The following is a 14,391-nucleotide window of genomic DNA, read 5'->3' on the forward strand; positions in this document are numbered from 1 at the left end:
TGAGTGGACGAGCCATCTTTTGTGCTTGAAATCAGTACTCCTATATTCTGCTTCACCTCATAGGGAATTGGTATTAGCGTCTGCATCAATTTCGTAGTCGGCTTGAGTTCTTTTATTTTGAGCAGCTATCAGATGACGGTGTAATTGAACGGGGACAATTCCTGGCTTAGCGATTTCTCGACCAAAGGCAGAAACTACAGCAGCGTGGCTTGAGAAAGATAATCCTTTACTCCATAGAAAAGCTTCTGCGATATAAAACATTGTGTAATAAGCTCGTGAAGCCGCAAAATCATGCAGCCCGTTTGCTGTCAACAGCCTGGATGCGGCTAAACTCTCATGAGCCTTTGCGATAAACGCCTGAACCTCAGAACTCATACCAGGATGCCTTCATTGCGAATATTTTGAAGGAAAGGATTGTTGGCGTTCTGAAACTTCTCGGATGAAATGAAGTGAGTGGAGATGACGACATTGTTGTCCAAGCAAAGTTGGGCAATGAATTCACTGGTGCGATCGATCTCTCGATAGGGATTAATCGGGGTGTCTAAGACCACGAGAATATCGATGTCTGAGAACTCGTGGGCGTCTTCTCTTGCTTGTGAACCGTAAAGGATTACCGCTTTCAGTTGCTCACCGTAAAGTGTCTGAAGATACTGCTTCACGCTTTCTAGGATGGTGTTGCATTGCGGGTGCTTCATGGCTGGGGCCGATCGCGCGTTTATCCCATACTGTAGTCTCTCTGTTGAGCGATCGCGATCGCCCCCCCAAAACACTACACCCGCAAAGCGATCTCTGTCCCGATCAGCCAACGGCCAGTCCTGTTGACATTGATGCATGGGTCTCAACTTCGCGATATCGCATCAAGCAGCAAGGGGAGCAGGCGGTTTGGCCACGCCGTTCTTGGGAATATCAAATCCGCTATGGAAAAAATTTTGCCCAACCTGTCGAACACAACTTAGTCACAGCCCCAAAAGATTAGCTTAACTCTGGCTCCCAAAATCATTTCAAATGGGACTTGTAATCCGAAGATTTTGGAACGTTATCGCTCACCCTAAAATCGGCAACGAGTGGCGTTGAGTGCTACTTCGTTTCGCCCGAAACAAAAGACTCAATAAAGATATTCATCTAAGTCATTAAGAGTGTGCAACTCTCTTTGAATGATTTTCTCATCCTTATCACTAATTTTCAGCATGCAACGAATACACATCTTATAAACAGGATTAGAAAAAACATACACATCTCCTTTCGGAGATCTTCGAATTAACGGATGCTCTTGAGCGGCTAGAGAGGACAGCACTCCACTTATATTTAGCTGAGTATCTTCAGTAGATCTAGGAAAGTATTGTTTTAATTCTGCTTCAATATCGCTATACCTGAATCCACTTTTTGTAGTCTGACCTAAGGTATATATAACTTGATTTTTTCTTTGAACTTTAGTGACCTTTTCATTCATTGAAGCCGCTACAGTCAAATAAGCTTTATTGAGTGAAGCTTCAAGCCATTTTCTATCTGCAACCTTTAAATCCGATTTCATCAAATCTCTCTTCTTGTCAACAGCTTCCCAAGCTAATTGAGCACAATATTCGTGGATCCTCTGGGGAATTCTATCTGTGACCCAGACTACATGCTCTGACACCTCTTCTATGAAGGGATCCTTTGCCTGAATAAGCCCTAACTCTTGAACAAACCCCTTGAAAACTAATTCTTTCGTTTGCCTTTCAGTAAACCTAAAAACTTCCTTTACCTCACTGAGCCTGTTATCGACTGTCGTGAAGCTAGGTGTAGCAGAAAAATACCGTCCTATGTCATTTGGCACCCCTACGATAATAAATCTAACCTTATATTGGGAATATATCTCATCGTCAAGCAGCGTAACTAAATTCGCTAGCTCACTTAATAGAGTCTTGTCATCAAGAATGCTTTCAAGGTTATCTAGTACTAAAATTGATTTTTTGTTTTTTGAAATACTATTCAGTCTCTTTAAGAGTTCCTCGAAAGGTTCTTTTGGAGGACTCGTAAAATGATTTGTATGATCTAGCTGGGAGTTAGCACCGAGAATTCCCAGAGTCACATTTTTGCTTTCAGAGTAACCAGTTCTAACAGTTTCTGTCTGACTATCCAAGAAATCCTGGAAAGCTTGATTGATACTTCCTCTACGAGCAGCATTTGCCAAATTAATCACTTCATATTTAATGCCTTTATCTTTTAAGACTTTTTTGTATAGCCACGACTTTCCACTGCCGCTTTCTCCATGAACAATTAAATGCTTTGTTCCTCTTAAAACCCCAATTAAAGACTCTTCCAAATCTGGTCTACTGATGTACATAACCTCATTGACTTTTGGTGAACGAGGCGTGAATACTTCTTCGGGATCTTTGAAGGTCACCATATTTGATTAGTAGATCTAAATCATTCGTATTATGACAGTCTTGTTGATATGGAAATGCTCTCTGTCCTTGTCGGTCAGTCAATCTAACCGACAAGGACATTTAGAGTTTAATCAGGCTTTTGTTCAGGCAAGAGACACTTGTCGGAGTCGCAACCGGCGGGGCCAGCTTCGATGAGGTCGCCGCGATCATAACGAGACAACGCCGTGTGGAAATCATCAATGCCACGCCGCGCCTTCACCTGCTCCACCATCTCGTCATAGGTCGCCTTATCGATCGGCTCAAAGGGCAGCCGGGGAAAGGTTTGCAGGTTGTCAAACCGAGCGAGGAGGGCGGCGGAAATGTAGCCTTCATCGTTTTGGATAGCATCGGAGATGCGCTGGCTCAGGCCGTCGATTTCCGGTTCCCGCAGTTCGATAGTGGCGGAGGTGTTGTGAGCCGTGTAGTGCTTTTGCACCTGCATGTAAAAGTCGAACTGGGCCAGGGCGGTGAATTTCTCAATGGCGATCGCATCGGCCCCCGGCACATTCGCCCAAGACACTTCCACGGGCATTTCCACCAGCCACTCCGTACAGCGCGGATCAAACGGATCATCCAGCAGGTTACCGTTCTCGTCCTTGTCCGACTGGGAAGGAATCACCGAGTAGCCATAGTCGATGCAAGCCATCGCCACCGGGTCGTTTTTGCGGAAGGTGATGCGACGGATGTAGCGCTGCGACTTGGGGGGATGCCAGCCAGGGCTCGCGCCCGTGAGCAGCGACTTGGTGCCAGCGGGTTGCACCGTGGTGCAGCGGTTGGGGCGTTTGATGCCGTGGCGATCGCAATATTCCCCCACGGTTTCATGCACGATCGCCTTCCAACGGCTCAGGTATGCCGCCTCCTGCTGCTTAAACTCGACGCCCTGCATCGTGTCGGGCCGCCCCGCTTCCCACCATTTCAGCCACTCGACGCCAAACGCCTGCACAAAGAAGTCAAACAGGCCGGTAAAGGACACCCCCACAATGGGATCTTCCTCACGGGACTGACGATAGCGATCTTCGACAAACTTGTGGTTCAACAAACTCGCAACCGCCAACGCCCCCGCTTTGAACGCATCTTCCTGATCCTGCTCATTGGTGGGGTCAATCTGGTTCAGGTGAATTTCCGCCAGGTTGCAGTGGAAATCCTGACCGATAATTTCGCCGCAGGGGTTCAGGCCATAGCGCCCCTTCCCTTGAGCCCGCCGCTCAGCTTCTCCCGCCCACTGAATCGCGCCTTCGCCGGAATAAAACTGCTTGCGCACCGCCGCTGCCGTCTCTTCCGGGCTGGGCTTGTGGTGAAACACGCGAGTGTGGTTCGCCATGCGCAGAGCATCCCGCTCGGGATCGATGCGCCAGTTTCCGGCGGCGTCTTGCTGCCACAGGTTGTCTTTAGCGTTGGTGGCTAGGGTGTCATCACTGGCAAATTGCCGCATGCCCGCACTGCGGCGAATGTTGCCCGCCACGACACAGGCCGCCGCTTCATCAATCAGCAGGCAGCACTCCACCGAATTAAGCTGTCGCCCGATCGCCTTATTCAAAATATTGGCGCAGCGTTCATACAAAGTCGGCAGCTTCACCGGATTTGCCACCCCGCCAAAGCCCTTGAGCTTTTCGCCCGCCGCCCGCACATCGCCCAAATCGACAATCACCTCGACGGTATCGGTGAAGCGATCGTCACTAGAAAGTTCCAAAATCGTCTGATACGACTTCACCCAACCCTGGCGACTGTCGCCCACGTGAACGCGCACCTCATTGCCGTTCACCACCACTTCAGTTTCTTCGCGGCGCTGGTCGGCAGGGGTCGTACCGATCGCCCCTTCCTGCCGCACATTTAATTGATTGCGAATAGCGGGCAACTGATCAATGTATTGAGGTTCCAGCACGGCCCCCGTGCCGCAGCCCATCATCGCCAGATCCATCATCAGGCCAAAGGCTCGCCAGTCCACGACGTTGGTGCTGGTGCAGTTATACGCGCCCGAAAAATTTTCGGGTCGTTTGCTCCACTCGGTGCCGCCCACCCACAGCCACCGCCCCGAAGGCAGGGCCTTGACTTGCTGCATCATTCGGGCAATGAGTTGGCGTTCGTCGGCGGTCAACTTCCCGAGTTCGGCCAGGCCCCCCAGGGTGCGATCGCACACTTCCTGCCAGGTTTCCCGTTCACCGTCTTCCCGCTCGTCCTTGCGGCTGTAGGTGCGGTAAAACACGGGATATGCCGTGGTAGCCGTTTCAGGAAACGACCCTTGAAGCCGGACACGGGGAAGTTCTTGAACCATGAAACCTAAGTCCTTACGACGATGAATGGGAGCAGTTCGATCAATTTACGCGGCTGAATTGACGCGGACAATGAGGCCACGCCTCGTCCCTGATGAGCCCATATCATAAGTCACATCTAGGGGCTTGTGGCGATCTAAAGCAAAATTTACGCTATCCGTAGAGGCTAGGCAACGCCCCCCGAAAAGTCGTCTACAAGATAGCACAACGTTTCTCAATGTGTACGTACGTTAAATTAGGGATGGCATGTTGAGTCGAGCTTGATCACGCTCCAGTTGAAACCCGCACACTCCAGGCCGCAGTCAGTTCCCCCATCGTCCCCAATTTTCGGCATTCATGATGGAAGGCTTCACCCGTCAAGAAACCTTGGCGCTCACCCAAACCACGTCCAGCCGCTTGGCCTACCTTGACCGCACCGGCGTCATCGTGCCGCAAAAGTACGGCAACCCCAAAAAGCCGACGGTGATTTATAGCTGGGAACAAGTTCTGGAAATTCGGGCGATCGCCAACCTACGCAAACAAATTTCCCTACAAATGGTGCGTAAACTCGTGGCCTTTTTAGATGAACACGGCCTCGATGCGACCTTGCACGACAAGCACCTGGTCACGACCCCCAACGAAGTCTTTTTAGTCGCCCCCGACTGGTCCAACATGCCCCAAGTCATGAAAGTCGCCGATCGCGACGGCGACGGCCTCGGCCAACTCATGTTGATGGTGTTGCCGCCGCTAAATACCGTCATTCAAGATATTTGGACAGCCGCTGAGACTTCCCAAATTATCGATTTTGCAAGCTTTAAGCAACGGGCGAAGACGACTCCGGCTCAGGCTGGGTAAACGTCACTTCAGTTTCAATCTGCCAGTTTTGCGATATCGAAGATTGTAAAGTGGCCGCACCAGGCACGAACAACTGACGCGGTGACCGCAGTTTCGGCATGGCCTCGTAGCGAATTTTGATCCCCAAAATGGCAGACGAAAACACTAGGGTGAGCAAATTAGCCATGATCAAGGGCATGTCGTGAACGTACACGCCGTAAACCAGCCAAAGCGCAATCCCCAGACACAGAATGATCAACATGCTCCAAGACATGCCATCCGCCGAGCGCGATCGCCAAGTCTTCAAAACTTGAGGCAAGTAGGCCAAAGTGGTCAGCGAGCCAGCCACGATTCCGAGTGCAGTCATCGAATCCATCGCAGATCAATCCTCAGCAATCAAGAAAAGAAATTGAGCAAGGTCAACGACAGTATTGCCATCTCAGTGAAGCAATTTAACACAACAAAACCCCAAGTAACTCAACCTTAAGATGAATGATTGTTGAAATTTGTGTGATCGTGGCGGCGATCGCTGAAACCGACTTCAGCCAAAGCCTTTGAGTGTTTTGTGAGTGTCTTTAATGAGCTTATGTCAACCATAACTTTCGTCAATTTTCACAGAAGTCATTGCCGTCTCAAGGCTGAACCGACATCAAAGAGGTCTCTGGCAGGTGAGCGTTCACACTCCTGATCATCTCTCGACTTCTCTAGTGCAATCGTCAATTGCGCCGCGCCTAAGGTGCTTTAGCCAACCGCTCACGGGCGTAGTTCAGATTGCGCTGATAATCCTGAATTTTTTGCTGAGCGATCGCGGCATTCGGATCATCTGCTGGCACCTTTAGCAGCGTCACAATCGCCTGCTCCCACAGGTTGCTAACTTCCTGCCATTCTGGCTTGCTCTGGGCGGCCTGGGTCTTGGTCGCCGCTTCAGAGGCAAAGCTCAGACCCTCAGCAAACGCTGGACTCGGCTCAGCGACTGGTGGGGTAGTGGGTGGGGCCGCTGGCGCTGGCGTCGTCTCTGATGCTGGCGGTGGTGACGACTGGCTGGGCGATTCGGTCTCGGCAGCAGGCCGCGAAGGCAGCTGGGGCAACAACTCGCTGGGGTTGGTTAACCAGGTGGGGAACCGCCATTCACCTTCGGCATAGGTGTAGCCGCCCCAAATGGTGCCCAGCGCCACGATCACGCCCGTAATCGCCCCGGCAATCTTGAATGGGCAGTAGGGGCGATCGCCCACCACTTTGCCGCTTTCACCGTTGATCATCACCTGATACGGCTTGTTCTTAAATCGGTAGGTCGCCATCCACACAGGTAACAAGATGTGCTTAAAGGTTTCGTCCCGATAAGACGTATCCTGCGAGTGAATACGCTGCTCATCGCCACCGATATCAGACCGGATATCAGAAGTAATGTGTGAGCTCATCACCCGCTTTGCCCGACTAAAGCCAACGGGCAGGCTAACTTGATACCGTTGTGCCTTAAAGCCTTGTAAAAACGAGGGGTCATAGGCCACTAAGTGCTTCAAGGGCCACGGCCCAATCTTGGCTAAGCGCTCCACATCCACGGTCTTAATTGCTGGCACCAGCACATCATCAAAAAAGCGATTGACATTGCCAGACACCGAATGCCATCTTGTCCGCCGCTCTTCATAGGTCTCCGTTTTCCAATTCCCGTCAGAATCCTTGACGCGGCGGGTTTTGGTGACGTAGTAATACGTTCCCCGCTCTCCGGTGTAGCGAGTGTGAGTCTGGCAATCAAACGTCCAAAATGGTAAATAAATCCCCTTCAAGCTTTCGTGCTGGGCCAGTTGCTTCAAACTAGAGGGTGCAAACCAGCGAGTTGACAGCCATTTCGCTAATTTTTGCCGACTGGCTTTGCGCCCCACTTTGAACGGTATAATCCCGCCCGGGGTAATCACCGGGTCGGCGCTCTGCGGCTGCGCGGTGATATGCGTACCGCAAAACGGGCAATCACCGGCGACATCGGGCGGCTCAAAGGTAATTAAGGCCTGGCAGCCGTTACATTCGACCTGTTGGGCTTGGGGCGACAGGTGACTCGACTCAACCGCTTGTTCGAGTGACTGCAGCAGCGGATTTTCCTGCAAACCATCGGGAGTTTTGAGGATGGTTTTGGCGGTCTGGCAATAAGGACAAGACAGCTTGCCCAGCGATGGATTAAACACTAGACCCGCACCACATCCAGGGCACATAGATGCTTCACTAGCAGAGGATTGAGTGGAAGTCGTCATAGCTCACCTATTGGCCTACCTGCACAGCGATCGCGTCTACCTACCGTTGAGGAGGGGGAGGAACCGCCAATAGAGAAGCCAGTTCTGGCACGTTGGCGGCTTGCTGCCAACCAGACATGCCGTTACACCAGACATAAGACTGAGGCGTCAACCCATTGGCCAAAAGCTGGTTGGCGGCAAAGGGACCTAAGTTTTGACCGTCGCGAGTGATGTACCACTGAGTTTGAGTGGGCAGGGGCGGAGGCGGTGCGTCAACCGTTGCCATTGGAGCCGGAGCTGCCGGAGCTGCTGGGGCCGCCTGTCCCATGGCCTGCACAATTTGTTGGCCCATGGCCAACCCAACGCCCAGATCTAACGCTTGATTGCCCCCGTTGGGATTTTCGGCTGACGCCTCGATCGCATTCGCCGCCTGATACTGGGTGTATTCCTGCATATTGCCGAGGACATTCATCGAGGTGCGGCGATCGAGCGCTTTTTCGACTTCGGGCGGCAGCGAAATGTTTTCAATCAAGAAATGGGGCAGCGTAATGCCAAATGCTTCGATGTCGGCCTGAATCGCGTTGCGAATGGTGTCGCCCGAGGAGCGATAGTTGGCAGCAAAATCAGCAAAATTCAATCCCGACTGTCCCAACCAAGTGGCAAACGACGACACCAACATATTGCGAATTTGATCGCTGATTTCGTCGAGTTGGAACAAGCCGTCGGTGCTCACCAAATCTTCCAATAGGCGCACCGGATCTTGCACCCGCATACTGTAGCTGCCATAGGCACGAATGCGGACGGTGCCACCTAAATCAGGCACGTTGATAGCGATCGGGTTCGACGTACCCCATTTCAAATTGGTGAAAATCTTGGTGTTGAAGAAATAGACTTCCGCTTTGAACGGTGAGTTGAAACCGTAGGGAAACCCTTTCAACGTGCTCAAGATCGGCATGTTTTGGGTGGAGAGGGTGTACATGCCGGGTTCAAAGGCATCCGCTACCTGCCCTTCATTAACGAAAACCGCTTTTTGCCCAGGGCGCACCGTGAGTTTGGCCCCCATTTTGATCTCGTTTTGATAGCGCTCAAACCGATAGGCAATGGTGTCGTTACTTTGATCTAGCCATTCGATAATGTCAACAAATTCGTTCGCCAGCTTTTCAAAGAGTCCCATTACGCTATTCCCAAAAGAGTGCGGTTGCTCGGCTATATAGCTAGTCTGCCCAGGCGTTTTGCCAAAGACACAGCCCTTAACAGAAGGCCATCATGTGCGATGGCGGCGACTGAGTGATGCTCCAGTCAGGCCAACATTACAGGGCAGCCACTTAACTAATACAAGGCAGATACTGCGAATTTCGAAGACAAAAAAAGAGGATACGGGCAGCGTTGCCAACATATCCTCAAGTTCAGAATGGTGATCAGACGAAGCGCAAAAACTAATCGTCAAAGTGTTTGATGATGGCTTGAGCAAACTCAGAACATTTCAGCGGCGTATCGACTTTAGGCTCCATCATCCGCGCCAGATCATAGGTGACTTCGCGATTAGAAATGGCAGCCCCGAGCCCTTTTTTGATCAGGTCAGCAGCCTCTTGCCAGCCCATATATTCCAGCATCATGACGCCAGAAAGAATCACCGAACCCGGATTGATGCGATCGAGGCCAGCGTGCTTGGGAGCCGTGCCGTGGGTCGCTTCAAAAATGGCGCAGGTATCGCCAATGTTAGCGCCTGGCCCCATTCCCAGGCCGCCGACGATCGCCGCTGCCGCATCTGAGAGATAGTCGCCATTCAGGTTCATCGTCGCCAGAATGGAATACTCATCGGGGCGGGTCTGAATCTGCTGGAAAATGCTGTCGGCAATGCGATCGTTCACCATGATCTTGTCTTTCCACTGACCGTTGCCATGGGTTTCCCAAATGCTGTTGAGAATGTCCTCGACTTCCTGACAAGCCTCCGCTTTTTTCTTCGTGGTGAGCGAGTCGTAACCGGGTTCCACCTTGCGGGCATTGTCTTCGGTAGAGATGTTGGGGTTGGCTTCTTTGTTACTCAGCACCCAAGACTCGCGCTCGGTCACGCACTCATCGCGAAACTCTGAAGTCGCCAGTTCATAGCCCCAGTCTCGAAAGGCTCCCTCGGTGTACTTCATGATGTTGCCCTTGTGCACCAAGGTGACCTGCTGCTTGTCTTTGGGCAACCGCAGGGCATGCTTCATCGCGCGGCGCACCAGACGCTGAGTCCCAAATTTACTGATGGGTTTGATGCCAATGCCAGAATCGAGGCGAATTTGCTTCTTCCCATGCTCCGGCGTACCGGGAATGAAGTCTTCGTTCAGCAGCTTGATCAGGCGATCGCAGGTCGGGTCGCCCATTTTCCACTCAATGCCCAGGTAAATGTCTTCGGTATTCTCCCGGTAGACGATCACATCTAATTTGTCGGGACTTTTGTGCGGTGAGGGGGTCCCGGCGTAGTACTTGCAGGGGCGCACGCAAGCATATAGGTCATTAATTTGCCGCAGCGCCACGTTTAACGAACGAATGCCGCCCCCTACGGGAGTCGTGAGCGGCCCTTTGATGGCAATGCCAAAGTCACGAATGGCCTGAAGCGTATCCTCTGGCAAGTATTGGAACTGACCGTATTGCTCACAAGCTTCGTCACCGGCATAGACTCTAAACCAGACAACACGGCGTTGAGTGCCATAGGCAGCGGCGATCGCGGCATCAAAAACGGCTTGCGCCGCCGGCCAGATATCGACTCCCGTCCCATCACCACGAATAAAGGGGATGATCGGCATATCGGGAACGATGGGCTCACCGTCTTTAAAGGTGATTTTTTCGCCAGTGGTGGGTGGGGTAATGCGTTCGTACATGGGCGCTACGCTGGAATTAATTAAGCAAAGCTAGCTTACGATAGTCCTTACATTGTGGACAGTCCTAATTTTTTTCAGTGCTGAGGACTACGGAACGATGAGTTGAAGCGGCAGCGGGGATGAGATCGCCCCACCCTGTGACTGGAAACGTGTCATACGGTCGGCGATGTATATGTTTAGTGGGGCTTGAGATCCCCCGCTGTCGCCGCCCCCTTGAAAAAGGGGCTCTTCCAGATTTCCTGCGATACAAAGATTTCCCCCTTTTTAAGGGGGATTGAGGGGGATCAGCAGTAGCTTGGCGCTAAACAGATACTCGGCGATCGCCGACCGCATCCCCAGGATGACCGGCCCTTAAATCTTTCTGGAAATCTGCCAGCCAGCCGCTAAAGACACCAGAATCATCCCTGAAATTTTCCAAATTCTCGTGACGCCTGGTTTAGCACGCAGCTTGGGTTGTAGGATCATTATTAAGTAGATTGCAAGTAGATTGCGCTTGCTCTTGGCGCTTTGCCAAAGTTGATCTACTTAATAGTGCACCCGTGGATCATTGATTTTCATCTGAGTATGAGCAGTTCTATAGCCAATAATTCGTCCGCCTCATTAGAACTGCTGGAATCCCTAAAAGGCCAGCTTTGGGATAAGTCCCTAAAGCAGCAGCTTGCCGCCTTGCCGCAACTGATTGAGGCGGGTAGTCCCGGCCACCAAATCATCCTAGATTTTTTGCAGACCGCAAAATCCCAGGAAACGCCCTCCATTGCCGCGGGGCGATCGCTCCAGTGGTTGGCGAAAGTGGACGATCCCGACGTGCAATCCTTGATCAACGAACACTTTCCTATCGGGCTGCTGACCTTATCACCAGATTGCCGGGTGGACTACGACGACATCCAAGTCGCACTCGTTCAACAAGACTTTGAGCTCGCCGATCGCCTCACGCTGCAAAAAATGTGTGCACTCGCTGGAGACAACGCCGTCAAGCGCAAATGGCTCTACTTCACCGAGGTCACACAGTTCCCCAACCTTGATTTGCAGACCCTCGACCAGCTCTGGCTCATTTACTCTGAAGGCCGATTTGGCTTTTCTAAACAGCGAGAAATTTGGCTCGGTGTCGGCAAAAACTGGGAAAAGTTCTGGCCGAGAATCGCTTGGAAAAACGAAAATATTTGGACCCGTTATCCCGGTGAGTTTATCTGGAGCTTGGCTGCCCCCGTTGGACATCTGCCCCTAACCAACCAGCTTCGTGGTGTGCGAGTCATGGATTCATTGATGAATCATCCGGCTTGGACAACCGCCCGCTAATCAACCAGTACTCCACCGCTGCCCTGGCCTATTGGGATGCAACGGCTTGAAGCGATCGAGCCGTCCTAATGCCCTACTGAGTTGTTGTCTGCTCCAGATTCGGCAGCCAGCGATCGATAGCGAAAGAGGTACTCAGTCTCTGTAAAGAAGCAAACCGCTGCCTCGCTTTATACCATGCAGCCCACGATCGATGAAATGTAAGCTCAGCTCAAGCACCTCTTGAGGTGAGAACACTTCTCAAGGTTTGTCCCCCTCGGCGAACGTGTCAGTCACGTGTTCTTAAAAAACGCTTGTGGTCTTCACGTCCCCACAAAATTTCATCGGTTTCGCTGCATCAACTAGGTTGCAATACCGGCATTCTAGTTTCTATCGCCTCTGAGCTTCCCCTGATAGATGCGTGCTACGCACGCTGCCGCTCAGCATTGGCCAAATGATCGCGTTCCTCGCGGCGAAAGATCATACTCTACGGAAACTTGCGCAGAAAACCGAGCACCGCCCTGAGCAGGCTTAGGTTTATCCGTACAAATTCTGTTGGCTAGTACAGCCAGAAAGAGTCAATTTATGCATATAACAAGCAAAATCCCGAAAGACTTCAATTGCGAAATAAGAAGTCAGTAATAACCGATAGTTTTCTTGGCAGTAATCCGAAAAACAGGATATTTCTTACTTTTAGGTTTAGTCAGGGATCATCTCCGGGAATGCTTTATACAAGTTCGGACAAGCTAGGGCACTTGGTGATATCTATGAAGCAGTCTATTTCGCTAGAAACTGAAACCTACACCGCTCCGAGACAGGTTTCTCCTCATTTTTCGCCATCTCTCAGCCATTCCAGCTTGCTCAGTACACCATCATTGGGGAAGCAGTTGGCTGACATCGACTTTCCATTATTTGAAGAAGCGACTCAAACAGCAGCCCGTTTTTTAAATGTTCCAATTAGCTTTATGGGCCTCATTGCACCTGAGGCTTTAGTGCTTAAGGCTGCCGTTGGACTATCGCAATTGGGCTTGATGAATCCACTTGCGCGAACACGCCGTTTGCCCTTGCAGGATAGTTTGGTCGATGCCATTTTATCGACCCAGCGCAGTTTAGTCCTGGCAGACATTTCTGAGGAAAGTACCCATGCTCAGTCTTGCCTGGTGCAGGAATACGGTATTCGTTCTTACGTCGGGATTCCGCTACTAACCGCAGAGGGGCAATGCCTGGGCCTGCTTACGGTAATGGATACGGCTCCGCACAGCTTTGCTCCAGAGATGATTGCCTTTATGGAATTGTTAGCTCGGTGGAGTGTCAGTGAGTATGAGCGGCATCAACTTGCGATCGCATTAGCACAGTCGGCAACTAACACTGCTGCGGGTGCCTCCCTCACCGCAACGACTAACGACAGCTTGCTCGATACGGTGCGGTTGACCTTAATGAGTCAACTGACCCAAGACATGCGGAATCCGCTCACCACGATTACCGGCATGGCCAGTATGCTCAGCCGCGAAATTTATGGAACATTGACGCCAAAGCAGCGAGAGTATGCCGATATCGTCCACACCAGCAGCAAATACTTGTTAGAACTCGCTAACGAAGTGCTAGAGCTCAGTGGCTTAGATGCTCATATGCAGCCCTTACAACCTACCTCCGTGGATGTTGATATGATTGGCCAGCATATTGAGCGCATGCTCGCTTCCATGCTGGCGGAAAAAAGCCAAGAACTCCGCTTTACAGTCGAACCAGGCTCACGAGTTTGGACGCTGGATCGTGATGTCATCAGATATTTGCTCTATCACTTGCTATTTAGCATTATTCAACTAGCTGGGGAGGGCGGCACCCTGCTAGTGCATAGCGCTGAGCGTGATAGCAACCTGACTATCAATATCAAAATGACCCATCCCTGGCTCGGAGACGGTATTCCCAATTTAGTCGCCGAGCTGCATCGCAAACTTGAGCAACCAGATCAGGAAATTGATCTGCTAACGCGACTGCTAGCAAGAGCGACTGGCAGAGAGGATATCACGATGAACAATGCCGTCAAGGCTCAGGACTTTGAGCCAACAGCTGAAATCATCCAGTCTCGCGAAACCCTGGCTCTATTACTGAGCCGCCATCTCATCGAGCGCCATGGTGGCAAGCTTTGTTTACAGGGCATGGCTGATACCGGTTATCGTTTCGTGATTACGCTGCCTTTCTTAAAGACGGCCGCCACTGCTGAGTCATGAACCACAGTGCTTTAGGATTGCATGTCCAGCGAGAGGCGCAGTGAGTCAAATTTGACTCACTGCGCAGCAGCAGCAATGGAGCGTTGAATCCTAATTAATGAGATCGAACTAGATACGGATGCCCTGTCTCTGCACTGCGGAGAGGCTTCACCAAAGGCCAAGCAATATTCAGCGAGTTTAATGGATGGGACTTGCTAACTCAAGACTCAGTATTGGGTGTCTAAAGCGACGGTTGAGTATTAAGGGATCTGCAACTAAATAAAGTACCCGTTCAATCCGGTTTCGACTTCGCTCAACCTACCAGTATCGAGAGTTGA

Annotated in this window: 11 protein-coding genes; 3 read left to right on the forward strand and 8 right to left on the reverse strand. The window is 51.3% G+C overall.

Going from position 1 to position 14,391, the window contains the following annotated elements:
• Window positions 1–57: 57 nt before the first annotated feature.
• From JUK32_RS03340 to nrdJ, 4 genes are all read right to left on the reverse strand, one after another.
• Window positions 58–375: a HEPN domain-containing protein gene (locus JUK32_RS03340; protein WP_204137434.1), complete on the reverse strand. Its 318-nt coding sequence runs from the start codon at window positions 373–375 to the stop codon at window positions 58–60.
• Complete coding sequence (locus JUK32_RS03345; protein WP_239112287.1) at window positions 372–833, reverse strand: nucleotidyltransferase domain-containing protein; 462 nt, start codon at window positions 831–833, stop codon at window positions 372–374. The genes JUK32_RS03340 and JUK32_RS03345 overlap by 4 nt, the downstream gene beginning before the upstream one ends.
• A 272-nt stretch (window positions 834–1,105) precedes the next feature.
• A complete protein-coding gene (locus tag JUK32_RS03350) occupies window positions 1,106–2,386 on the reverse strand; it encodes an ATP-binding protein (RefSeq protein WP_204137435.1) in 1,281 nt (426 codons plus the stop codon).
• A gap of 107 nt (window positions 2,387–2,493) precedes the next feature.
• Window positions 2,494–4,677 (reverse strand): ribonucleoside-triphosphate reductase, adenosylcobalamin-dependent, encoded by a 2,184-nt coding sequence (gene nrdJ / locus JUK32_RS03355; RefSeq protein ID WP_204137436.1) that lies wholly within the window; start codon window positions 4,675–4,677, stop codon window positions 2,494–2,496.
• Between the two features lie 337 nt (window positions 4,678–5,014).
• Here nrdJ and JUK32_RS03360 point away from each other — a divergent pair, with 337 nt between their 5' ends.
• Window positions 5,015–5,509 carry a hypothetical protein gene (locus tag JUK32_RS03360; protein ID WP_204137437.1) on the forward strand — a complete coding sequence of 165 codons (495 nt, stop codon included), beginning with the start codon at window positions 5,015–5,017 and terminating at the stop codon, window positions 5,507–5,509.
• Here JUK32_RS03360 and JUK32_RS03365 read toward each other — a convergent pair.
• The 4 genes from JUK32_RS03365 to JUK32_RS03380 form a co-directional block, all read right to left on the reverse strand.
• Window positions 5,469–5,864: a SemiSWEET family sugar transporter gene (locus JUK32_RS03365; RefSeq protein WP_204137438.1), complete on the reverse strand. Its 396-nt coding sequence runs from the start codon at window positions 5,862–5,864 to the stop codon at window positions 5,469–5,471. The genes JUK32_RS03360 and JUK32_RS03365 overlap by 41 nt on opposite strands.
• Window positions 5,865–6,219: 355 nt before the next feature.
• Window positions 6,220–7,731, reverse strand: coding sequence for a hypothetical protein (locus JUK32_RS03370; RefSeq protein ID WP_204137439.1), 1,512 nt, complete (start codon window positions 7,729–7,731; stop codon window positions 6,220–6,222).
• 40 nt (window positions 7,732–7,771) lie between these two features.
• The gene (locus tag JUK32_RS03375; RefSeq protein WP_204137440.1) at window positions 7,772–8,884 is read right to left on the reverse strand and encodes an SPFH domain-containing protein; all 1,113 of its coding nucleotides are present in this window, start codon (window positions 8,882–8,884) and stop codon (window positions 7,772–7,774) included.
• A gap of 262 nt (window positions 8,885–9,146) precedes the next feature.
• The gene (locus JUK32_RS03380) at window positions 9,147–10,574 is read right to left on the reverse strand and encodes an NADP-dependent isocitrate dehydrogenase (RefSeq protein ID WP_204137441.1); all 1,428 of its coding nucleotides are present in this window, start codon (window positions 10,572–10,574) and stop codon (window positions 9,147–9,149) included.
• A gap of 564 nt (window positions 10,575–11,138) precedes the next feature.
• On the opposite strand from JUK32_RS03380, the gene JUK32_RS03385 reads away from it, so the two are divergent.
• A complete protein-coding gene (locus JUK32_RS03385; RefSeq protein WP_204137442.1) occupies window positions 11,139–11,870 on the forward strand; it encodes a GUN4 domain-containing protein in 732 nt (243 codons plus the stop codon).
• Window positions 11,871–12,613: 743 nt separating this feature from the next.
• On the forward strand, window positions 12,614–14,074 hold the full coding sequence (locus tag JUK32_RS03390) for a GAF domain-containing sensor histidine kinase (RefSeq protein ID WP_204137443.1): 1,461 nt from the start codon (window positions 12,614–12,616) through the stop codon (window positions 14,072–14,074).
• Window positions 14,075–14,391 lie beyond the last annotated feature (317 nt).

Origin of the sequence: Halomicronema sp. CCY15110, from assembly GCF_016888165.1 — a bacterium.
Classification (GTDB): domain Bacteria; phylum Cyanobacteriota; class Cyanobacteriia; order Phormidesmidales; family Phormidesmidaceae; genus Halomicronema.